The 21,515-nt window shown below is 72.0% G+C and carries 17 protein-coding genes; 14 read left to right on the plus strand and 3 right to left on the minus strand.

The features are described 5' to 3' along the window. Both MET9862_RS21940 and MET9862_RS21945 read right to left on the minus strand, forming a co-directional pair. Positions 1 to 2,129, minus strand: a 2,129-nt coding sequence (locus MET9862_RS21940) for a transglycosylase domain-containing protein (RefSeq protein ID WP_142584991.1), incomplete at its 3' end; no start/stop codon positions are given. 96 nt (positions 2,130 to 2,225) lie between these two features. Continuing rightward, entirely contained in the window at positions 2,226 to 2,870 is a 645-nt protein-coding gene (locus MET9862_RS21945) for an HdeD family acid-resistance protein (RefSeq protein WP_142584992.1), read from the minus strand. A 194-nt stretch (positions 2,871 to 3,064) separates the two neighbouring features. On the opposite strand from MET9862_RS21945, the gene MET9862_RS21950 reads away from it, so the two are divergent. Beyond that, complete coding sequence (locus MET9862_RS21950; RefSeq protein WP_244612841.1) at positions 3,065 to 4,300, plus strand: HlyD family secretion protein; 1,236 nt, start codon at positions 3,065 to 3,067, stop codon at positions 4,298 to 4,300. Further along, on the plus strand, positions 4,297 to 5,895 hold the full coding sequence (locus MET9862_RS21955; protein WP_142584993.1) for a DHA2 family efflux MFS transporter permease subunit: 1,599 nt from the start codon (positions 4,297 to 4,299) through the stop codon (positions 5,893 to 5,895). The genes MET9862_RS21950 and MET9862_RS21955 overlap by 4 nt, the downstream gene beginning before the upstream one ends. Before the next feature lie 10 nt (positions 5,896 to 5,905). On the opposite strand, the gene MET9862_RS21960 is transcribed toward MET9862_RS21955, so the two are convergent. Continuing rightward, entirely contained in the window at positions 5,906 to 7,105 is a 1,200-nt protein-coding gene (locus MET9862_RS21960; RefSeq protein WP_142584994.1) for a transglycosylase SLT domain-containing protein, read from the minus strand. A gap of 318 nt (positions 7,106 to 7,423) precedes the next feature. Here MET9862_RS21960 and MET9862_RS21965 point away from each other — a divergent pair, with 318 nt between their 5' ends. From MET9862_RS21965 to MET9862_RS22020, 12 genes are all read left to right on the plus strand, one after another. Then, the gene (locus MET9862_RS21965; protein WP_142584995.1) at positions 7,424 to 8,614 is read left to right on the plus strand and encodes an inositol-3-phosphate synthase; all 1,191 of its coding nucleotides are present in this window, start codon (positions 7,424 to 7,426) and stop codon (positions 8,612 to 8,614) included. Further along, a complete protein-coding gene (locus MET9862_RS21970) occupies positions 8,614 to 9,546 on the plus strand; it encodes an HD domain-containing protein (protein WP_142584996.1) in 933 nt (310 codons plus the stop codon). Before MET9862_RS21965 ends, MET9862_RS21970 begins: the two co-directional genes overlap by 1 nt. A gap of 107 nt (positions 9,547 to 9,653) precedes the next feature. After that, on the plus strand, positions 9,654 to 10,838 hold the full coding sequence (locus MET9862_RS21975) for a class I SAM-dependent methyltransferase (protein ID WP_142584997.1): 1,185 nt from the start codon (positions 9,654 to 9,656) through the stop codon (positions 10,836 to 10,838). Continuing rightward, on the plus strand, positions 10,838 to 11,836 hold the full coding sequence (locus MET9862_RS21980) for a Gfo/Idh/MocA family protein (RefSeq protein ID WP_142584998.1): 999 nt from the start codon (positions 10,838 to 10,840) through the stop codon (positions 11,834 to 11,836). Before MET9862_RS21975 ends, MET9862_RS21980 begins: the two co-directional genes overlap by 1 nt. A 24-nt stretch (positions 11,837 to 11,860) precedes the next feature. Continuing rightward, positions 11,861 to 13,450, plus strand: coding sequence for a YcaO-like family protein (locus tag MET9862_RS21985; RefSeq protein WP_142584999.1), 1,590 nt, complete (start codon positions 11,861 to 11,863; stop codon positions 13,448 to 13,450). After that, positions 13,447 to 14,313, plus strand: a complete 867-nt coding sequence (locus MET9862_RS21990; RefSeq protein ID WP_142585000.1) for a sugar phosphate isomerase/epimerase family protein — start codon at positions 13,447 to 13,449, stop codon at positions 14,311 to 14,313. The genes MET9862_RS21985 and MET9862_RS21990 overlap by 4 nt, the downstream gene beginning before the upstream one ends. Beyond that, positions 14,310 to 15,548 carry a glycosyltransferase family 4 protein gene (locus MET9862_RS21995; protein ID WP_142585001.1) on the plus strand — a complete coding sequence of 413 codons (1,239 nt, stop codon included), beginning with the start codon at positions 14,310 to 14,312 and terminating at the stop codon, positions 15,546 to 15,548. Before MET9862_RS21990 ends, MET9862_RS21995 begins: the two co-directional genes overlap by 4 nt. A 197-nt stretch (positions 15,549 to 15,745) precedes the next feature. Beyond that, complete coding sequence (locus MET9862_RS22000; protein WP_244612842.1) at positions 15,746 to 16,519, plus strand: PIG-L deacetylase family protein; 774 nt, start codon at positions 15,746 to 15,748, stop codon at positions 16,517 to 16,519. Beyond that, the gene (locus MET9862_RS22005; protein WP_142585003.1) at positions 16,506 to 17,147 is read left to right on the plus strand and encodes a uracil-DNA glycosylase; all 642 of its coding nucleotides are present in this window, start codon (positions 16,506 to 16,508) and stop codon (positions 17,145 to 17,147) included. Before MET9862_RS22000 ends, MET9862_RS22005 begins: the two co-directional genes overlap by 14 nt. A gap of 257 nt (positions 17,148 to 17,404) precedes the next feature. After that, on the plus strand, positions 17,405 to 18,445 hold the full coding sequence (locus MET9862_RS22010; protein ID WP_142585004.1) for a putative bifunctional lysylphosphatidylglycerol flippase/synthetase: 1,041 nt from the start codon (positions 17,405 to 17,407) through the stop codon (positions 18,443 to 18,445). A gap of 9 nt (positions 18,446 to 18,454) precedes the next feature. Further along, a complete protein-coding gene (locus MET9862_RS22015; RefSeq protein WP_142585005.1) occupies positions 18,455 to 19,711 on the plus strand; it encodes an ATP-binding protein in 1,257 nt (418 codons plus the stop codon). A 59-nt stretch (positions 19,712 to 19,770) separates the two neighbouring features. Next, positions 19,771 to 21,515 (plus strand): heavy metal translocating P-type ATPase (locus MET9862_RS22020; protein ID WP_142585007.1); only part of this gene is annotated, 1,745 nt, incomplete at its 3' end.

Below are 21,515 nucleotides of genomic sequence, written 5' to 3' on the forward strand. Positions count from 1 at the left end.
GGCGTGGGCGCCGGCAGGGCTGCCGGACCGCTTGCCGGCACGGCCGGGGCCGGCTCGGCGCGGGCGGCGGAGGGGCGCTTGCGGCCCTTGGCGAGCTGGGCGGAGGCGCGCTGCACGAAATCGCGGAACATCGCCGCCGGCAGGTCGCCGCCGCCGACCCGGTTCATCGAGGAATTGTCGTCGTTGCCGACCCAGATCCCGACCACGAGGTCCGGCGTCATGCCGATGAACCAGGCGTCGCGGTAATCCTGGGTCGTGCCCGTCTTGCCGCCGACCGCCAGGCCCGGCACCCGCGCCGCCTTGCCCGTGCCGCCATCGACCACGGCCTGGAGCGAGTCCAGCATCATGCTGCGGCTCTCGGCCGACAGGCCGCCCGTCTGGGCCGGTTCGGGATGCAGGTAGAGCGGCTGCGGCTGGGCCCCGCGGATCGCGTGGATCGAGAAGGTCTCGAGCGGCGTGCGGTTGGCGAGCACGCCGGCATAGGCGCGGGTCATCTCAAGCAGCGTCACCTCGGCCGATCCGAGCGCCAGGCTCGGCACGTTCGGCAGGTCCGAGGTGATGCCGAGCTTGCGCGCGGTCGCGATCACCGCCGGAATGCCGAGCTCGTCGCCGAGCTGGGCGGCGATGGTGTTGACCGAGAGCGCGAAGGCGGTGCGCAGGGGCAGCGCTCCGCGGAAGCGGTTGTTGGAATTCTGCGGCTCCCAGTCGCCGATCTGGACCGGGCGGTCCACCAGCACGGAATCCGGGCTCAGCCCCTGCGCATAGGCGGTGAGATAGACGAAGAGCTTGAACAGGGAGCCGGCCTGGCGCTTGGCCTGAACGGCGCGGTTGAACTGGCTGTCCTCGTAGTCGCGCCCGCCCACCATGGCCAGGATCGCGCCCTGCGGCGACAGGGCGACGAGGGCGGCCTGGCTCGCCTTCTTCTTCGCGCCCTCCGCGTCGAGGCGCCGGGCGATCACGCCCTCGGCGAGGCTCTGCAGGTCGAGGTTGAGGGTCGCGCGCACGGTGACGTCGCCGCCCGTATCGGCGAGGCGCTTGGCGTCGGCGGCGACCATGTCGAGGAAGTAGTTGGCGCCGGGCGGCGTCTCCGGGGGCGTGCGCAGGGTCACGGTCTTGGCGCGCGCCGCATCCGCCTCCTTCGCCGTGATGGCGCCGGTCTCGACCATCGCCTGGAGCACCACGTCGGCGCGCTCCTTGGCGCCGCCGAAATTGCGGGTGGGGGCGAGCTGCGAGGGCGCGCGCACCAGGCCGGCCAGCATCGCCGCCTCGGGCAGGCTCACCTGCTTGGCGGGCTTGCCGAAATAGCGCCGTGCCGCCGCATCGACGCCGTAGGCGCCGGCCCCGAAATAGGCGGTGTTGAGGTAGCCGAGCAGGATGTCGCTCTTCGTCATCTCGCTCTCGGCGCGCATCGCCAGGAACGCCTCCTGGATCTTGCGCCGGAGCGTCTTCTCCTGGGACAGCGAGGTCAGCCGGACATATTGCTGCGTGATGGTCGAGCCGCCCTCGCGCACGCCGCCGCCGAGCGCGTTGCGCCAGGCCGCCCGCGTCAGGCCGCGCAGATCCACGCCCCAATGGCTGTAGAAGCGCCGGTCCTCGATGGCGACGATGGCCTGGGCGAGGTGGGCCGGCAGGTCGGCGGCGGTGAGCGGCTGGCCCCGGAAGACGCCGCGGGTGGCGAAGACGCGCCCGTCATCGGCCTCGACGGTGAGCGCCCGGCTGCCCGGATCGGTCGTCACCGAGCCGAGCGGCGGCAGGGTCAGGAAGGCCGCGAGCACGTAGCCGAGGAGCGCGAGCAGCGGCACGGCCAGCAGGGCGATGCCGGCGAAGGCCGCCTTGGGCCAGCGCCCAGCCCGCCGGGGCGGGGCCTCGACGGACGGGCCGGGGCCCGGCGAAGGCGCTGACGGCGCCGGCCGCGCCAGCCGCCGGCGCAGGCCGCCGAGGCGCGCGGCGCCACCGGCCGCCGCGCGTCCGGAGCTGCGGGCGGCCCAGCGCGCCGAGCCCGCGAGCAGGATGGCGAGCTGCCGTCCGAGCTGGCGGGCGGCCGAGGCCGCCTCGCGCGCCGCCGCCCGGGTGTCCGGGTCGGGGCCGCGCGCGTCGAGCTTGGCGCGTTCCGGGTCGGGAGGGCTCATCGCATCCGCACATCGAGGACCGCCCGGCGAAGGGCTCGGGTGCGGTCGAGCCGCCGTTCTAGACCGGATCCCGCTGCGGAAGCTACGCCGCGCGCCTCAGGCGCCCCCGGGCAGCGGCATCGGCCGGCCCGCGGCCTCGTGCCGGCCGCGCAGCTGGAAGCCGAGCACCACCAGCATCACCCCGAAGGCGATGGCGTAGGCGCCGAGCCACCATGTCAGCACCAGGGCGGACATGCCGGGATTGACCAGCAGGGCGATGCCGAACAGCACCGAGATCGCCCCGCCGAGCCCGAGCCACCAGCGCCCGTAATGGGTGTGCAGGTGGATCGCGGCGGCGATCATCAGCCCGCCCGTGACCAGCGCCCAGAAGGCGACGAGGAAGACGAAGGCCCAGACCGCCGCCGCCGGCATCAGGAAGGCCGCCGCTCCGACCAGGATGTCGAGGAGGCCCTCCATCAGCAGGAAGCCCCAGCGCTCGTGCCGCTGCGCCGCGCGCATCGAGGCGACGATGCCGACGATGCCGTCGACCAGCATGTAGGCCGAGAAGAACAGGACCAGCGAGAGCACGACGGCGCCGGGCGCGGCGAGGGCGGCGATGCCGAACAGGATCGCCACCACGCCGCGCAGGGCCATCAGCCACCAGTTGCGCGCGAGCACGGCGCACATGGCGTCGCGCCGGGCGGGGCCGGAGAGCGGGATGCCGGACGGACTTGCCGCGGCGCCTTCAGGGTTCGGATTCATGGCGACGGACTCCGGAGGTTCCCCCGGGTGGGAGCATGATCCTGCCGGGGCGCCCGCTCAAGCCTTCCGTCGCGCGAACCCACCTCAACGTGTGCGCCGGAACTTTAATCCGCCTCGCGTCTTGCAAGCCCGAGGCGGGTTCACCCGGCTGCAAGCCTGACATCCAGGCGCGGCGTATCGAACGACAGATTCCGATGCTCGACGATCAGCGGCGGAGCGCGACCGCCGACCCCCCGTCCCGAACCACCGGGCCGGAGGACGCGGCCGCGCGCGACATCCTCGACCTCGACGCGGAGGCCCGCAAGGGCCGCCCGGATGGCGGCCCCACACCCGGCGGGCCGGAGGCTGCGGAGACCGACGGCCACGAGGGGGGTGACGAGGGCGGCGAGGACGAGAACCGTCCGAGCGTGATCCGCCGCCACCCGTGGTGGTTCATCCTCGGCGCGGTCGCTCTCGTGGCGCTCGGCGTCGGCGGCTATCTCTACTGGCAGATCTATCTCTACCCCTACGAGACCACCGACGACGCCTTCGTGGACGCGCGCAGCTTCACCATCGCGCCGAAGGTCGGCGGCTACGTCGTCGCCGTGCCGATCACCGACAACCAGCATGTCGAGGCGGGCGACGTGCTCTTCCAGATCGACCAGCGCGACTACCGGGTCGCCCTCGAACAGGCGGAGGCCCAGGTCACGGCCTCCGAGGCTGCGATCAAGAACATCGACGCTCAGATCGACGCGCAGAAGGCGCAAGTTCAGGTCGCCCAGGCCCAGGTCGACACCGCGCAGGCGGCCCTCAAATTCGCCGAGGAGGATGCCGCCCGCTACAAGGCGCTGGCCGAGCGCGGCGCCGGCACCGTGCAGCAATCGCAATCCTCGACCTCGCAGCTCCAGCAGCGGCAGGCCTCGCTTGCGAGCGCCAACGCCAACGTGACGGCGGCGCAGAAGCAGATCGGCTCGCTCCAGGCCCAGCGCGCCAGCGCCGAGGCACAGCTTGCCCAGTCGAAGGCGCAGCGCGATCAGACGCAGCTCAATCTCGGCTACACGACCGTGACGGCGGCGCAGCCGGGCCGCGTGGTCCGCCTCACCGGCGGCGTCGGCGAGCTCGCCCAGGCCGGGCAGAGCCTGTCGAACTTCGTGCCCGACGACATCTGGGTGACGGCGAACTACAAGGAGACGCAGGTCACCGACATGCGCCCCGGCCAGGCTGTCGACATCGCGATCGACGCCTACCCGGATCACAGGATCACCGGCCGCATCGCCTCGGTCCAGCCGGGCTCGGGGACCGCCTTCAGCCTGCTGCCGGCGCAGAACGCCACCGGCAATTATGTGAAGGTGACGCAGCGCATCCCCGTGAAGATCGTGGTCGACGGCTGGCCGAGCGACGTCGCGATCGGCCCCGGCATGTCGGTGGTGCCGAAGGCGCACGTGCGGTGAGCGCGGGGAGCCAGGGGACGGCGAAGGCGCCCGGGGGCCACAACCCCTGGGCGATCGCCCTGGTGGTGGCGCTCGCCACCTTCATGGAGGTGCTCGACACCACGATCGCGAATGTCGCGCTCCGCTACATCTCGGGCGGGCTCGCGGTGGGGCCGGACGAGGCGGCCTGGGTGGTGACCAGCTATCTGGTCGCCAACGCGATCACGCTGATCGCGTCGAGCTTCCTGGCCAAGCGCTTCGGCCGCAAGGCGTTCTTCATGTGGAGCGTCGCTCTGTTCACGCTCTCCTCGATCCTGTGCGGCTTTGCCTGGAGCCTCGAATCGCTGCTGATCTTCCGCGTGCTCCAGGGCCTCGGCGGCGGCGGCATGGCGCCGCTGGCGCAGTCGATCCTCGCGGATTCCTTTCCGCCGCAGAAACGCGGCCAGGCCTTCGCCCTCTACGGCGTCGCCATCGTGGTCGCACCCGTGATCGGCCCGACGCTCGGCGGCTGGCTCTCCGACAACGTCTCCTGGCACTGGTGCTTCCTGATCAACGGCCCGGTCGGCCTGATCTCGCTCGGACTGATGTACTGGCTCATCGAGGACAGCGAGGCGGCCAAGCGCGAGCGGCGGCTCTTGCGACGGCAGGGCGTGCGCTTCGACCTCGTCGGCTTCCTCCTGGTGGCGACCTTCCTCGGCTCGCTCGAGGTCGTCCTCGACGAGGGCCAGCGCAAGGACTGGTTCGGCACCTCGACGCTGATGAACGTGTTCGGCGTTCTGACCGTGGTCTCGTTCGTCGCGATGATCCCGTGGCTCCTGCGCAAGAAGAACCCGGTCGTGGACCTCCGGCTCCTCGACAGCCGCCAGTTCGGCTCCTGCTTCATCGTGATGCTGTTCACCGGCGCGGTGCTGATCGCGACCACACAGTTCATCCCCCAGATCACGCAGGAATATTACGGCTACACCGCGACCCTGTCGGGCTTGGTCCTCGGCCCCGGCGGCATCATGACGGTGGTCTCGATGCTGGTGATCGGGCAGCTCTCGGGCTTCGTGCAGCCGAAATGGCTGATCGCGACCGGCGCGGCGGTCGTCGCGGCGGGGATGTACGACCTCACGCGCATCAACGGCGAGACCACCTTCTCGTTCTTCGCGTGGTCGCGCATCTATATCGGCATCGGCCTGCCGATGATCTTCCTGTCGGTGACGACGGCCTCCTACGAGGGCCTGCGCAAGGACCAGACCGACCAGGCCTCGGCCCTGATCAACGTGGCGCGCAATGTCGGCGGCTCGATGGGCGTCTCGCTCGCGCAGAACGTGCTCGCCTATCGCAGCCAGTTCCACCAGAGCCGGCTGGTGGAATCCGTGAACCCGGCCAACCCCGCCTATCAGGACACCCTGGCCCAGGCGACGCGCTACTTCCAGCAGCACGGCTATGCCGGTCCCGACGCGCAGGGGCAGGCCACCGCCTGGATCGGCCAGCAGCTCGCCACGCAGGTGGCCTATTGGGCCTATATCGACGTGTTCTGGGTGCTCGGCGTGCTCACCGCCTGCCTGATCCCGCTGGCCATGATCCTCAAGCGGGTCAAGCTCGGCGGCGCAGCGCCCGCCGCGCACTGAGCGGGGATCGTCACATCTCGGAAGGCGGCAGCGCGTCGCTGACCTGGATGCGGCCGGAGGCCGCAGGCTCGGCGACCTGCACCGGCTCGGCCCGCTCGGGCGTCCGGTTGAGCACCGCGACGCCCTGGTAGCGGGAGAGCCGCTTGTCGATCATGCCGTCGATGCGCTCGTAGACCTCGGCGACCGTGAGGGCGCGCCGGCCCTTCGCGGCGCCCTTCGCGGCGCCCTTGGCGGTGAACAGGCTGCGGTTCGCCCGCGCGGCCTGGCGGAAGGCCTTCTGGGCATTCACCTCCGGATTGTCGCTGCTGAGCGCGAGGAAGCGCCCGGCGCTCGCCGTTCCGAGGAAATGCGCGAAGTACAGCTCGGTGCTGGTGAGCGCGCGGCCGATCTTCGCCTCGATCCGGCCACGGTCGCGCTTGGCCAGCTCCGCCGCCATCAGGCTCGCGACATAGGGGTCGTTGCGCAGCGACAGCACGCGCTGGCGCATGGCCTCGCCCGCCACGCGGATCGACGCGCCGGTGCCCTTCACCGCCGCCGCCTCCTCGGCGAGCCCGTAGCGGGCGCCGTAGTCGCGGATCATCTCGAGCCAGGTGTTCGTCACGAACTGGAACAGGCCCTGCGCCGAGGAGGTCGCCGCCTTCACGTCGGTGTCGAAGCTCGACTCCTTGTCGGCGAGCGCCATCATATAGACCGGGTCCATCCCGGTCTCCTCCGAGGCCTTGAGGATGGTGTCGACCACCTTGCGCGGCACGCTGGTCGGGCCGAAGCGCACCTTGTCCTCGCCGGCATCCATCACCGGCCGGGGCAGGGTGTCGAGGTCGCCGGCGATGATCTCGGTGGTCGCGGGCTCCTGCTCGACGACCGGCACGCCGCTCCAGGTCTCCGCCGCGGCTTCCACGGAGGTGGCGGCCTCGGACGGCGCGGGCGTCCCGACGCTCTCGGCCGTCAGGGCCTGCGCGGCGCGCGCCCCGGTATCGATGCGGTCGTGGGCTGAGGCGGCGGGCGCGAAGGCCGTCTGCGGCAGGCTCAGGCCGGCCAGCAGCGCGGCGACCAGGGTGACGTTGCGGCGGGTGGCGCATGTCCGGCGCGGGTTCCTGCGCTCGGCCCGCGGCAGCCACGCCACGGCGGTGGTGTCATCACGATCGGTCTCGCAGGGCACGAGACGGCTCACGTCGTCGACGCTACGCGTCGGCTCCGGGAAAACCCCCATGTCTGGTCCTTCTTGTGCCGCGGCGTTCTTCGGCCGGGCTCTCGTTCAGCGGGGCGCTCTATCGCCGCCGGTGATGACCAGAATGGGACACTCGCGTGATCAGGACGTGGCACCGTGGATGCGGCGTTAAGTCTCCGTATAGGTGCCGAAATCGTCTCATGTTCGGGCTCGGTTCAGGCGAAGCGCGCCACAAGTGTGTCGATGTCGGGCTTGGAACGAAGCTCGGACGCTCCACTTGTCAGGGCCACGCGGAGCAGGCCGGAATAATCCGGCTGTTCGCGCCATCCGCGTCCCATAGTCGAAGGAAATTCCCGTCCGATGAGCATGCAGACCGGTCGCCGTGTCGGCGTTGCGTTCGTTGGCATGGGTGGGGCTGTCGCCACCACCGCCATCGCCGGCATCGAGATGATCAAGTCCGGATCGAACCGCCTCGACGGGCTTCCGCTCGCCGGCGTGCCCGTCGCCGGCATGGCCGACTACAAGGATCTCGTCTTCGGGGGCTGGGACCTCAACGGCGACGACCTCGCCTCGGCGGCCTCGGGCCACGGCGTGCTGACCAAGCAGGACATCGAGAACGGCGCCCAGGTGCTCAAGGGCATCACCCCCTGGCCGGCGGTCGGCAGCGCCAAGTTCTGCAAGAACATCGACGGACAGAACCGCATCGTCGCCAAGGACCACCGCGAGGCGGTGTCCGTCATCGCCAACGATCTCCGGCGCTTCCGCCAGGAGAGCAACCTCGACGACGTGGTCGTGGTGAACCTCGCCTCGACCGAGCGCTGGCCCGACCTCTCCGACCCGACGCTCAACTCCACCGCCGCCTTCGAGAAGGGCCTGGATTCGAGCGACGAGGCAATCTCCCCGGCGATGCTCTACGCCTATGCGGCGATCAAGAGCGGCATCCCCTACGCCAACTTCACGCCCTCGGTGGCCGCCGACGTCCCCGCGCTGCTGGAACTCGCGAAGGAGATGAACGTGCCCGTCGCCGGCAAGGACGGCAAGACCGGCCAGACCATGATGAAGACGGTGCTGGCCCCGGCCTTCAAGGCCCGCGCGCTGCACGTGGACGGCTGGTTCTCCACCAACATCCTCGGCAACCGCGACGGCCTCGCCCTCAACGACCCGAACTCGCTGCAGTCGAAGCTCAACACCAAGGGCACGGTGCTCGACTCGATCCTCGGCTACCCGGTCGAGGACCACCTCGTGCACATCCACTATTACCGCCCGCGCGGTGACGACAAGGAAGCCTGGGACAACATCGACGTCACCGGCTTCATGGGCCAGCGGATGCAGATCAAGGTCAACTTCCTCTGCAAGGACTCGATCCTGGCCGCGCCGCTCGTCATCGAGATCGCCCGCGTGCTCGACCTCGCCAAGAAGCGCGGCGATGGCGGCGTGCAGGAGCAGCTCTCGACCTTCTTCAAGGCGCCGATGGTGAAGAACGGCCACGGGCCCGAGCACGCCTTCGGCAAGCAGGAGAAGATGCTGCGCGACTGGCTCGGCGTGAACTGATGGACGCGGCGGTGCAGGGCGGCCCGGGCTCAGGCCCCGCCGCCCCGGTCGCCTTGCGCGACCTCCTGATCGAGGTGAACGACCTCAAGCGCGTCCGGTCCGCCGGGCGCGAGGGCTCCATCGCCGAGCGCCTGTTCGCGCAGGGCTGGGGCCTGCTCACGGGCGGGGCCGCGCCCGAGGCTGTCGCCCTCGACATCACCGCGACGGCGCTCGCCGCGACGCGGCTCTGCGATCTCGACGCCGCCTTCCTCGCCGCGGCCGGCCTCTCCGACGCGGCGGTCGCGGAGGTGCTGGTCGCCGGGTTCGACGCGGTGACCGGGACCCTCGATCCCGACCTGCGGGAGCGGCTGCGCGCCCGCCTGCGCACCGGGTCCGAGGCGCAGCCCGGCCCGCTGCCGGGCTTCGTCGCCGCCCTGGCGCAGCAGCCGCGGGCGGGCGTCACCTGCCCGGGCCGCGCCCGCATCCTGCTGGAGCCGCCGGAGAACCATGCCGAGCACTGCCTGATGGTGGCGGTCTACGGCGTGGCCCTGAGCCCGTTCTACCGGGCCGACCCCGCGACCGTGTTCCTGGCGGCGATGTCGCATCACTTCCACAATGCCGCCATGCCCGATGCCGGCTTCACCGGCGAGATGCTGCTGGGCGACCATCTCGGGCCGATCTTGGCGCGGACCACGCAATGGGCGCTCGACGCACTCGACGGCCCCTTGCGCGAGTCGGTGGTGCGCGCCCGCGCGATCCTGCCCGACGACGCCACCGCGGAGGGCCGCGCCTTCCACGCCGCCGACTGCATCGACCGGGTGCTGCAGATCGCCCAGCACCTGCGCGCAGCCTCCCTGACCATGGAGACGGTGTTGACCGACATGGAACTCGTCCATGCGGGGCCGGTGAAGGGCTTCCACGATCGCGTGCTCGCCGATATGCGCATCCCGTGACCGCGCTCGCGGTCGGGACCGGGCGGTGCCGCGCAACTCGGGCCGGGGTCCGGACTTGTTGTCCGGTACCCGGCGCGCGGGGCGCCCGTGAGGTGGCCTGAGGCTCGATGATCCCCTTCGATCTGCGCTCGCCCGAGACCGGCAATCCCCTGCGCGCCGACCGCCCGCACTCCCTGGCGGATACGGAGACCGGGGCGCGCTGGCCGGTCATCGACGGCATCCCGTACCTGCGCATCGACCGCGCCGACACGATCGAGCGGGTGCTCGCCCATCTCGACGGGGGCGAGCCGGACGAGGCGCTCTCCATCCTGCTCGCCGACCAGGATTCCTGGTGGAACGGGCCGCCGGCCGATGCCGGCGACATCCGCACCCTCGTCCGGGAGCGCGCGACCGCGACCCTGCGCGACGCCGTGCGCCTCCTCGGCTGGGGCCGGGTCGGCGACTACTTCCTCTACCGCTGGAGCGACCCGACCTATCTGGCGGGCCTCGCCCTGCTCGAGGCACACTGGAACGAGCCGGCCTGCGTCTTCGAGTTCGCCTGCGGCATCGGGCAGTACATGCGCGAGCTGAAACGCCGCGGCTGCAAGGTGGCCGGGGCGGACGTGGTCTTCGCCAAGCTCTGGGTCGCCCGGCACTGGGTGGTCGGCGACAAGGCGCAGTTCGTCTGTTTCGACGCCGCCTCGGAGCACTGGCCGATCGCGGGCGCTCCGGTCGATCTCGTGCTGTGCAACGACGCCTTCTACTTCCTCGACGACAAGCCGCGCCTGCTGGAATCGCTGCGCCAGAACGCGGGCGACGACGGCTGGCTCGCGCTGAGCCACATCCACAACGCCGAGAGCCCCGGCTTCTCGGCCGGGCGCGCGGTCACCGCCGAGGACATCGCCGAGCTGTTCCCCGATGCCCTCGTCTACGACGATGCCGAGCTGACCCGGGCCCTCGTCGAGACCCGCGCGCCGGGCCCGCGCGATCCCGGGGATCTGCGCGCCTGCGAGGCCTTCTCCGTCGTCGCCGGGCCGGGCATGCGCCCCGCGCCCCGGGCCGTGGTCGACGGGCTGACCCTGCCGCCCGCAGGGACCGACCTCGTCCTGAACCCGCTCTACCGGCCGGACCCGGCCGGCGGCTTCGCGATCCGCTGGCCCTCCGAGCGCTACGAGGCGGAATATGCCCGCCTCGTCACCTATCCGATGCACTCGGACGGGCCCGAGCACCTCGCCTTCTCCGGCGAGCCCGAGGCGCCCGATGCCGACCGCGTGCGGCGGCGCGAATTCGTCGACCTGCCGGAGCGCTGGTGATGGACGCGGTCCGCTGGGGCATCGTCGGCTATGGCTGGGTCGCCCGCGACTACATGGCGCCGGGCATCCGCGAGGCCGGACACCGGCTGGTCGCGGTCTGCGATCCCGGCGCGGGCGCCCGCGCGGCGGCCGAGGCGGAGGGTGCCCGGGCCTATGCCGGCCTCGCGGCTTTGATCGCCGATGCCGAGGTCGAGGCGGTCTACGTCGCGACGCCCAACCACCTGCATCGCGAGGCGGTCCAGGCACTCGCCGCCGCCGGCAAGGCCGTGCTCTGCGAGAAGCCGATGGCGGCCCGGCTCGACGACGCCGAGGCCATGGCGGAGGCGGTTCAGACGCACGGCATCGTCTACAGCACCGCCTTCGACCAGCGCCATCACCCCGCCCACCGCGTCATCCGCGACCAGATTCGCGCCGGCCGTCTCGGCACGGTGACGGCGATCCGCATCGTCTATGCCTGCTGGCTGCACCGGGACTGGGCGGCCCAGGCGGGCCAGGAGAACTGGCGCATCGACCCGGCCCGGGCCGGCGGCGGCGCCCTGATCGACCTCGCGCCGCACGGGCTCGACCTGGTGGACTTCCTCCTCGACGAGTCGATCATGGACATCGCCGCCCTGACCCAGGCACGGGCGCAGGATTACAGCGTGGATGACGGCGCGCTCCTGATCGGCCGCACCGGCAGCGGCGTGCTGGCGAGCCTGAACGTCGCCTATAACTGCCCCGACGCCCTGCCGCGCCGCCGCCTGGAGGTGGTCGGCACGAAGGGCCAGCTCGTCGCCGAGAACACCATGGGCCAGGTCGCCGGCGGCCGCCTCACGTTCACGGACGGTACAACCGGCGCGCCGGAGGATGTCGCCTTCGATCGGACGGCCTCGCCCTTCACCGAGCAGGTCCGCGCCTTCGGCTCGGCGCTGCGCCGCCCGGCCGAGCGGGACGCCTACTCGGCTTCCCGCGACCTGCACACGATGCGCCTGATCGCCCGCGCCTATGCGGGGGCGTAACCCTTGAACGAGAGTGGATCGGACGTGACCGAGAACGAGCAGGACGCCCGCGCCCGCCACGGCCGCCTCAAGGCGCCGCGCCCCTACAGCTACGGCGCGGCACGGCAGATCGAGGGCCTGCCCGAGCGCCTGCCGGACCCGGTGCGGGCCTATCTCGACGTGCTGCCGCCCGGCCGTGTCGTCGGCTTCAACATCGCGCCCCTCGACCGTACCGGCGTGCCGGTCTGGTTCGTCTCGCTCTTCCTCGACGACCCGTTCTTCGTCGGCGCAATGCCGTCCGGGATCGGCTACGGCGCCACCGACGACGAGGCGCTGATCGGGGCGGTGGCCGAGATCGCCGAGAACCTGATGCCCTCCCTGGCGGTGATGCCGCGCAAGAAGGAGCGCGGCTCCTACGACGACCTTGTGCGGGTGTTCGGTCCCCGATCGGTCGCCGATCCGCTGACGCTCTGCCTGCCCGCGGGCTCGCCCGTCGGCCGCGGCACCGTGCTCGAATGGACGCAAGCCACCCGCCGCGGCACGGGTGAGACCGTGCTGATGCCCCTCGACATCGCGGCGACCGACTATTTCGAACTGTCGGAGGGCTACACGCCCTTCACCAACCTGATCACCAACGGGCTCGGCGCCGGGCCGGACGTGGATTTCGCGCTGGGCCACGGCGTGCTCGAACTGCTGCAGCGGGACGGCAACGGCCTGCTGTTCCGCGCCCTCGACCAGGGCGTGATGCTCGACTTCTCGGACGGGCTGGCACCCGAGAACGCCGCGATGCTGGCGCGCCTGGAGAGCCTCGGCATCCGCGCGCTGCCGAAATTCGCCACCGACCAGTTCGGCCTGACCAACCTCTACGTGGTCGGCTACGACATGAACGCCGCCGACGCGCCGGCGCCGATCGCGCTCTCCGCCTGCGGCGAGGCCTGCGACCCGGACCGCGACCGGGCCCTGCGCAAGGCGCTCCTCGAATTCCAGGCGGCCCGGGTGCGCAAGAGCTTCGGCCACGGCCCCCTCGATTTCGCCCGCACGGTGACCCCGCCGGGCTATGTGGACGCCTTCATCCAGAAGGCCCTGCCGAGCCTCGACCTGGAGGAGAGCCGGGCCCTCAAGGCCATGCTCGACTGGATCGTGCTGGCGCCCGAACAGCTGCGCGAGGTCTTCGCCGGGACGGTCTATGCCGAGCGCTCGACCAAGCGCTTCTCCGAGCTCCCCTCGACGCCGGCGGCGGACGGGCATGCGCGCGGCAAGATCGCCTGCGACCGGCTGGAGGAGGCCGGCTTCGACGTCCTCTACATCGACTGCTCGCCCCCGGGCGGCGGGGTCGGGGTCGTCAAGGCGATCGTGCCGGGCCTCGAGGTCGAGACCATGAGCTATTACCGGATCGGCGAGCGCAACACCCGGAAGCTCATCGAGCGCGACCACCCCCTGATCCGCTTCGGCGCCGAGAGCGAGACCCTCAGGCCGGTGCGCCTGACGCCGGAGGCTGTCGCCCGCTTCGGCGGCCAGCCGCTCTTCGACACCGCGCTTGCGGAGCGGATCGTCGGGGACCACTATCCGCTCTACCGCGAGCCGGAATCGCACCACGCGCCGTTCCGGCTGGAGCAGCGAGGGCGCGCCGCATGAGCCTGCGCTTCGCCTACAACACCAACGGGGCGGCCAATCACCGGCTCGACGACGCGCTCCGCCTGATCAAGGCGGCGGGCTATGACGGCGTCGCGCTCACCCTCGACATCCACCATCTCGACCCCTTCGCCGAGGGCTGGGCGGCGGAGGCGGGACGCGTGTCGAGCCTGCTGCAGAAGCTGGAGCTCGGCTCGGTGATCGAGACCGGCGCCCGCTTCCTGCTCGACCCGACCGCCAAGCACGAGCCGACCCTGGTGACGGCCGACGCCGCGGGCCGCGCCCGCCGCATCGGCTTCCTCAAGCGGGCCATCGACATCGGCGCGATGCTGCATTCGGAGGCCGTCTCGTTCTGGGCCGGCGTGCCGAAGCCCGGCCTGGACCGGGAGGCGGCGCGCGGCTGGCTGGTCGAGGGGCTGCACGAGGTCGTGGCCTACGCGGCCGAGCAGGGCGTTGTGCCCTGCCTGGAGCCGGAACCGGGCATGCTGATCGAGACCCTCGACGATTTCGCAGCGCTCCGCGTCGAAGGTCTGCGGCTCGCTCTCGATACCGGCCACTGTCTCGTCACCGGCGAGCGCGACCCGGCCGAGGCGGTGCACGAATTCGCCGGCCGCATCGGCACGGTGGCGATCGAGGACATGGCCCGCGGCGTCCACATCCACCTTCCCTTCGGCGAGGGCGACATGGACGTGCCGGGCGTGCTCAACGCCCTCGACGCCGTGGGCTACGACAGGCTGGTCTGCGTCGAGCTCTCCCGCGAGAGCCACCGGGCCGACGTGATGATCCCGCAGGCGCTCGACTATCTCCGCACCTGCCGCAGGCCGGGGCCGGACCTGCCGCCCGGCCAGGAGACACGCCAGCAATGAGGATCTGCTTCGTCAGCCGGCGCTACTTCCCGGCGATTTCCGGCATGAGCGTCTACGCGCAGAACCTGCTGCGCGAGCTGGTCCAGGCCGGGCACGACGTGACCATGATCTCGCAGTATCGCGGCGACGCCTTCGGCACCCGCGTCTATGGCGGCGGCCCGCCCCCACCGGTGCCGGGCGTCCGGGTGATCGGGCTCGAGCAGCTCGGCGAGCAGGAGGGGGGCGATTTCGAGCGCGACATCGCCACGATGGTCGAGACGATCTGCGCCGAGCATGCGCGAAAGCCCTTCGACCTCCTGCACGCGCAGTACGGCTATCCCACGGGCTGGGCGACGCTGATCGCCTCGAAGCGCCTCGGGATACCGAACGTGGTCTCGATCCAGGGCGGCGACGGCCATTGGGTCGGCTCCTGCTGCGAGACGCACCGCGTCGCCATGTGCGAGGTGCTGGCCCATGCCAACGCGCTGCTGATCGGCGGCCGCTCCTTCGTGGCCGAGGTCTGCGAGCGGCTGGGGTCGGATCCCGCCCGCTTCACCATCGTGCCGGGCGCCGTCGACACGGCGCGCTTCGCGCAAAGGTCCGACGATGGCCTGCCGGAGGCGCATGACGGGCCGGTGCGCCTGTTCTATCACGGGCGCGTCGACCGCCGGAAAGGCGTGCTCGACTTCATCGAGGCGCTGGCGCTGCTGCGCGAGCAGGGCACCCGCTTCGCGGCGGTGATCTCCGGCATCGGGCCGGATGTGGACCCGGCCCGGGAGCTTGCCGCGCGCCTCGATTTCACGGACGCCGAGATCCGCTTCACCGGCTACGCCGAATACGCCACCGTGCCGGATCTCTACCGTCAGGCCGACGTCTTCGTCTCGCCGACCTACGCGGAGGGCTTCTCCAACACGATCCTGGAGGCGATGGCGGCGGGCCTCGCCTGCGTCTCGACCCACTCGGTCGGCGTCTCGGACTGCCTGCGGGACGAGGAGAACGGCCTCTTGGTCGATCCGGGCGACGTGCCGGCGCTCGCCCGCGCACTCACCCGCTCGGTCGAGGACGAGGCCCTGCGCCGCCGCATCGCCGCCGCGGGGCTGGAGGAATGCCGCCGGGTCTATTCCTGGACCGCCGTCGGCCGCCAGATCATGGGGGTCTATGCCGACGTGGTGCACGAGGCCCCGCACACGGCGTTCTCCGAGGCGCTGCCGCACGATCCCAGCTGCCGCTTCCGGGCCGAGCCGCATCTGCTGTGAGGAACAGCGGCCGGCATACGACGCCGATCCCATCCGAATGCCTCATCCTGAGGTGCCTGGCGATCGAGATCGCCGGGCCTCGAAGGAGCCCTCCAGAGATCTCCGAGACGGCTGGAGCCCTCCTTCGAGGCTCGCTCCGCGAGCACCTCAGGATGAGGTGAATGGATCGGGGAGAACGACCTTTCGAGGAGCCCTGCTTGCCCCTAGCCCTCGCCCTCTCGCCCCATCTCGACGACGCCGCCTTCTCCTGCGGCGGCACGCTGGCGCGGCTCGCCGCATCCGGGTGGCGGGTGGTGATGGCGACGCTGTTCACGGAGAGCGTGCCGGATCCTCAGGGTTTCGCGCTGGCCTGCCAGCTCGACAAAGGGCTGCCGCCGGAGGTCGACTACATGGCGCTCCGCCGCGCCGAGGATGAGGCGGCGGCCCGGGCGCTCGGCATCGCGCCACCAGTCCATCTGCCCTTCCGCGAGGCGCCGCACCGCGGCTACGCCTCCGCCGCGGAACTCTTCGCCGGCCCGCGCGTGGACGACGGCGTCGTCGCCGATCTCACTCCCGCGCTCGCCGACCTGATCGGGGCCCGGATGCCCGACCTCGTTCTGGCGCCCCAGGCGATCGGCGGCCATGTCGACCACGTCCAGATGGTGCGGGCCTTCCGCGAAACGGGCTCGGCGGCGCCGATCCTGTGGTGGCGCGACTACCCCTATACGGTGCGCAGCGCCGAGCCGAAGCAGCCCCTCGGCCCCCTCTTCGCGGACCTGCCCGAGATCGCGGTGGCGCTCACGGCGGAGGATGCGGTGCGCAAGCGCGACGCCTGCGCCGCCTACGGCACCCAGATCGGCTTCCAGTTCGGCGGCCGGGCGGGGCTGGAACGCCGCCTCGCGGAGGAAGGGAATCGCGAGCGCTTCCGCCTCGCCGGCGCCCTGCCGCCGGACTTCCCGCGGGATGCCATCGCCGCCCATGACGGTCCCTGAGCCGGACCAGCCGAAATCCCTGCGCGATCCGGCGGCGCTGGCCGCCCGCCGCGCCCTGGTCGAGGCGCCCCACATCGCGCCGCTCCGTGCGCTCGCACGGCGGATCGCGGCGGAACGGGGGGCGCCGGTTCCCGATCCAGACCCGCTCGACGGCGGGGTCGCCGCGCGCCTGCTCCTTCTCCTGGAGACGCCGGGCCCGGCAATCTTCCGCACGGGCTTCGTCTCCCGCGACAACGCGACGGGCACCGCGGCCAACCTGTTCCGCTTTCTCGCCGAGGCCGGGATCGCGCGGTCCGACACGGTGATCTGGAACGCCGTGCCCTGGGTGATCCATGCCGAGGGCGCACTCAACCGCGCGCCGCGCCGGACCGAGCTGCGCGCGGCCGAGCCCTATCTCGCCCCGCTCCTCGACCGCCTGCCCGATCTCGCCGTCGTCGTGCTCGCCGGGCGATTCGCCGGAGAGGCGCGCGGCGCGATCACGCATCTGCGCCCGGCGCTTCCGGTCGTCGATGTGCCGCATCCGAGCCCGACCTATGTCTGCACCGCGCCGACCGTGCCGGCCCGGATCCGCGCCGGGCTTGCGGAGGCCGCCGTCATCCTGCGGACATCTCGCCAAGGCACCAGCTGACCGGCGCATTCTCCGCCCGCCGGTGGAAGACGCGCGCCGTCGCTGGCCTTCCGAGGCCGTTGGTCCTACATGCGGGGCACGGGCTACGGGTCGGACGACCCGGCGTCGCCGCGGGGCCAGCGCCCGAACCGGTCACGCCACGGCCCATGACAGAACCAGCAGGCAGGTCTCCGGGTACGTCCGCGGATGCCGGCCCGGCGCCGGATCCCGGATCCCGGGACGCCGGCGGATCCGGAGGAAGGCGGACAGCCATCGGCATGAACTTCCAGGGGCAGCATCGCAAGACGATCGAGGATGCGGACGCCATCGAGGCGGATACGCAGGCGCGCGAGGCCGGCGTCCCCGAGGTCGCGCGCCATCGCGGGCGGAGCCGCTACGCCTGGATCGGCACGGGCGCCAGCGTCGTCCTGTTCATCGTCTCCGTCTTCGTGCTGTGGCACCTGTCGCAGGACATCACCTGGGCCCAGCTCAGCGCGGCGATGTCGGCGACCACCGGGCGCCAGTTCGCCCTGGCCTTCGGCTTCGTTGTGGTGAGCTACCTCTTCCTCACCGGCTACGACGCGCTGGCGCTGCGCCAGCTCAAGATCAAGGTGCCCTACAGCATCACCGCGCTCGCCTCCTTCACGAGCTATGCGGTGAGCTTCACCCTCGGCTTCGCCCTCTTCACCGCGGGGACGATCCGCTACTGGATCTATTCCCGCCACGGACTCACCGCCGCCAAGATCGCCGCGCTCACCGTGATCGCGGGCTTCACATTCTGGCTCGGCATGGGCGTGGTGCTGGGCCTGAGCCTCATCATCGAGGCGGGCCAGCTCGCCGGCCTCGCCTTCACCTCGATCCGGATCAACCAGGGGGTGGGCCTCGCGGCACTGGCCTCCGTGCTCGCCTACCTCGCCTGGGTCTCGGCCAAGCGCCGCAGCGTGACCGTGAAGCACTGGCGGCTGGAACTGCCCGGCGCCTCCGTCTCGATCGGGCAGATGATCGTCGGCATCGGCGACGTCTGCGCGGCGGCCGCCGTGCTCTACGTGCTGATGCCGCCGGAGATGAGCCTCGGCTTCACGACCTTCCTGGCGATCTACGTGCTCGCGGCCATGCTCGGCATCGCCTCCAACGTGCCGGGCGGCGCGGGCGTGTTCGAATCGACCGTGCTGATCGCCCTGTCCTACGTCCCGCGGGAGCACGTGCTCGGCTCGCTGCTGCTGTTCCGGGTCTGCTACTATCTCGTCCCCTTCGCGGTCGCCCTGCTCATGCTCGGCGTCCACGAGATCGCCAGGCGCCTCGGCAACCGGACCGGCTGAGCCGCGCGCATGGCCCGCGACCCTTCCGCGAAGGCCGCCTGGACGGGGGCCGCCGTCGCCGCGGGCCTGACGCTCGCCGCCGGCTTCCTCAAGGCGGGCGACCTGCCGTTGATCCTCGCCGCCTTCGGTGCCACCGCCCTCGGCGGGCTCGTCGGCAGCCTGCGGCGACGGATCACCCAGCCGGAGCCCATCCGCGCCACCGACCGCCACGGGGTCGCCGAGGCGCTCCTCGCCCATGTCCCCGATCCGGTCATCTTGGTCGACCGCCGTGCGGTGGTGATCGAGGCGAACCCGGCCGCGCGGGCGCTCCTGCCGGCCATGCGCCTACGCCACCCGCTCTCCTTCGCCCTGCGCGCGCCCGACGTGCTCGACGGCATCGAGGAGGTGCTGCGCACGGGCGCCCCCCTCAAGGTCTCCTACGCCACGCGGGTGCCGACCGAGCGGGCCTTCGAGGTGCAGATCGGCCCGATCGCGATGCCGGACGGCTCCGGCTCCAGCGTCGTCCTGTTCCTGCGCGATCTCACCTCGGCCCGGCGGCTGGAGGCGATGCGGGTCGATTTCGTGGCCAATGCCAGCCACGAGCTGCGCACGCCGCTGGCCTCGCTGCTCGGCTTCATCGAGACCCTGCAGGGGCCCGCGCGCGACGACGCGCCCGCGCGCCTGCGCTTCCTCGCGATCATGCGCACGCAGGCCCTGCGCATGACCCGCCTCGTCGACGACCTGCTCTCGCTCTCGCGGATCGAGCTGCGCGAGCACATGCCGCCGACCCGGACGATCGATCTCGGCCCCCTGACCCGCCAGATGGTCGACGCGCAGGTGCCGCTGGCCGCCGAGAGGGGCGTTACGATCACCTGCGCGGGCGAGGGCCGCTTCCCGGTGCTCGGCGAGGCCGACGAGCTGCAGCGGGTGGTCGAGAACCTCGTGGAGAACGCGGTCAAGTACGGCGGCCCCACCGTCGCGGTCTCGCTCGCCCGGCAGGACGGGAGCCATGGCGGCGAGATCGTGCTCACCGTGCAGGACGACGGGCCGGGCATCGCGCCCGAGCACATTCCGCGCCTGACCGAGCGCTTCTACCGGGTCGACACCGCCTCGAGCCGGCAGCAGGGCGGCACCGGCCTCGGCCTCGCCATCGTGAAGCACAGCCTGAACCGGCATCGCGGGCGCCTCGTCATCGAGAGCACCCTCGGCGAGGGCACCCGCGTGCGCGTCGTCCTGCCCGAGCGGGCCGCGCATCCGGCCGCGGAGCCTCCGCCGGCGAGCGCCTGACGGGGGCGGCGCGCCGTCACCCTTGACCTTCCCATGATGGGAAGCCCCACATGCGGGTCATGACGACCGATCTCCCCATCAGCTTCCCGGTCCAGGGCCTGTCCTGCGCCTCCTGCGTCGGCCGGGTCGAGCGCGCCCTGCAGGCGCTGCCCGGCGCGAGCCGCGTCTCCGTCAACCTCGCCAGCGGCCGCGCCTCCCTGCATCTGCCGGCGGGCGCCTCGCCGGCCGCGGCGGCCGAGGCCGTCGCCGCGGCCGGCTACGACGTGCCCGAGACCGAGACGGTGCTCGCGGTCGAGGGGATGAGCTGCGCCTCCTGCGTCGGGCGGGTGGAGCGGGGGCTCGCCGCCGTGCCCGGGGTGCGCGGGGTCGGCGTGAACCTCGCCACGGGCCGCGCGCATGTGCGCCATCTCGACGGCATCGTGGAGCGGGCGAGCCTGGAACAGGCCGTGGGGCAGGCGGGCTACACCGTCGCCTCCGCCGAGGACGCCGCGCCTGCCGACCGGCGGGCGGCGGAGGCGCGGATCCTGCGCCGGGACGTCATCGCCGCGGCGGTCCTCGCCCTGCCCATCGTCGTCCTCGACATGGGCGGCCACCTCGTCCCAAGCTTCCACCACGCGCTGACCGGGTGGATCGGCGAGACCGGCAACGCGGTGATTCAGGCCGTGCTGGCGACCCTGGTCCTGGCCGGACCGGGGCGGCGCTTCTTCGCGCGCGGCGTCCCGGGCCTTCTGCGCGGGCACCCGGACATGAACGCCCTCGTCGCCCTCGGCTCCGGCGCCGCCTACCTCTACTCTCTGGTCTCGACCGTCGCGCCGGGCATCCTGCCCGCGGGCAGCGCCCATCTCTATTTCGAGGCGAGCACCCTCATCGTCACCCTGATCCTGCTCGGGCGGTTCATGGAGGCCCGCGCCAAGGGCCGCACCGGCGCGGCCATCGCCCGGCTGATGGACCTCGCGCCGAAGACCGCGCGCGTGATCCGGGCCGGGGCGGAGGTCGAAGTGCCGCTCGCAGCGCTGCGCGTCGGCGACGTGGTCCGCGTCCGGCCCGGCGAGCGCGTCGCCGCGGACGGAACCGTGGTCGCGGGCGCCAGCTACGTGGACGAGAGCATGGTGACGGGCGAACCGGTGCCGGTGCGCAAGGAGCCCGGCGGCGCCACCGTCGGCGGCACCGTCAACGGGCAGGGCAGCTTCGACCTCCGCGTCGGCTCGGTCGGCGCCGACACGGTGCTCGCGCAGATCGCCCGCATGGTCGAGGCGGCGCAGGGAGCCAAGCTGCCGATCCAGGCCCTGCTCGACCGGGTGACCGGCTGGTTCGTGCCCGCTGTGATGGCGCTCAGCCTCGCGACCTTCCTCGCCTGGCTCGCCCTCGGCCCGGAGCCGGCGCTCGGCAACGCCCTGGTCCACGCCATCGCGGTTCTGATCATCGCCTGTCCCTGCGCCATGGGCCTCGCCACGCCGACCTCGATCATGGTCGGCACCGGGCGGGCCGCGCGCGGCGGCGTGCTGTTCCGCGACGGCAGCGCCCTCCAGCGCCTGCGCGAGATCCGCGTGGTCGCCCTCGACAAGACCGGCACGCTGACCGAGGGACGCCCGCGGCTCACCGATATCATCGGACCGGGGCGCGACGAGGCCGACCTGCTGACGCTCGCGGCCGCCGTCGAGACCCGCTCCGAGCACCCGCTCGCCACGGCCCTCGTCGCCGCGGCCCGCGAGCGCGGCCTGACGCTACCCGCCTCCGACGCGTTCGAGGCGTTGGCCGGCCACGGCGTCTCGGGCCGGGTCGCCGGGCGCGCGGTCGCCCTGGG

It is taken from the genome of Methylobacterium symbioticum, assembly GCF_902141845.1.
GTDB lineage: Bacteria > Pseudomonadota > Alphaproteobacteria > Rhizobiales > Beijerinckiaceae > Methylobacterium > Methylobacterium symbioticum.

Coding starts and splice junctions, on each gene's coding strand:
- MET9862_RS21945 (WP_142584992.1), bottom strand. CDS start 2,870: ATGAATCCGAACCCTGAAGGCGCCGCGGCAAGTCCGTCCGGCATCCCG.
- MET9862_RS21950 (WP_244612841.1), top strand. CDS start 3,065: ATGCTCGACGATCAGCGGCGGAGCGCGACCGCCGACCCCCCGTCCCGA.
- MET9862_RS21960 (WP_142584994.1), bottom strand. CDS start 7,105: ATGGGGGTTTTCCCGGAGCCGACGCGTAGCGTCGACGACGTGAGCCGT.
- MET9862_RS21965 (WP_142584995.1), top strand. CDS start 7,424: ATGAGCATGCAGACCGGTCGCCGTGTCGGCGTTGCGTTCGTTGGCATG.
- MET9862_RS21970 (WP_142584996.1), top strand. CDS start 8,614: ATGGACGCGGCGGTGCAGGGCGGCCCGGGCTCAGGCCCCGCCGCCCCG.
- MET9862_RS21975 (WP_142584997.1), top strand. CDS start 9,654: ATGATCCCCTTCGATCTGCGCTCGCCCGAGACCGGCAATCCCCTGCGC.
- MET9862_RS21980 (WP_142584998.1), top strand. CDS start 10,838: ATGGACGCGGTCCGCTGGGGCATCGTCGGCTATGGCTGGGTCGCCCGC.
- MET9862_RS21990 (WP_142585000.1), top strand. CDS start 13,447: ATGAGCCTGCGCTTCGCCTACAACACCAACGGGGCGGCCAATCACCGG.
- MET9862_RS21995 (WP_142585001.1), top strand. CDS start 14,310: ATGAGGATCTGCTTCGTCAGCCGGCGCTACTTCCCGGCGATTTCCGGC.
- MET9862_RS22005 (WP_142585003.1), top strand. CDS start 16,506: ATGACGGTCCCTGAGCCGGACCAGCCGAAATCCCTGCGCGATCCGGCG.
- MET9862_RS22010 (WP_142585004.1), top strand. CDS start 17,405: ATGAACTTCCAGGGGCAGCATCGCAAGACGATCGAGGATGCGGACGCC.
- MET9862_RS22015 (WP_142585005.1), top strand. CDS start 18,455: ATGGCCCGCGACCCTTCCGCGAAGGCCGCCTGGACGGGGGCCGCCGTC.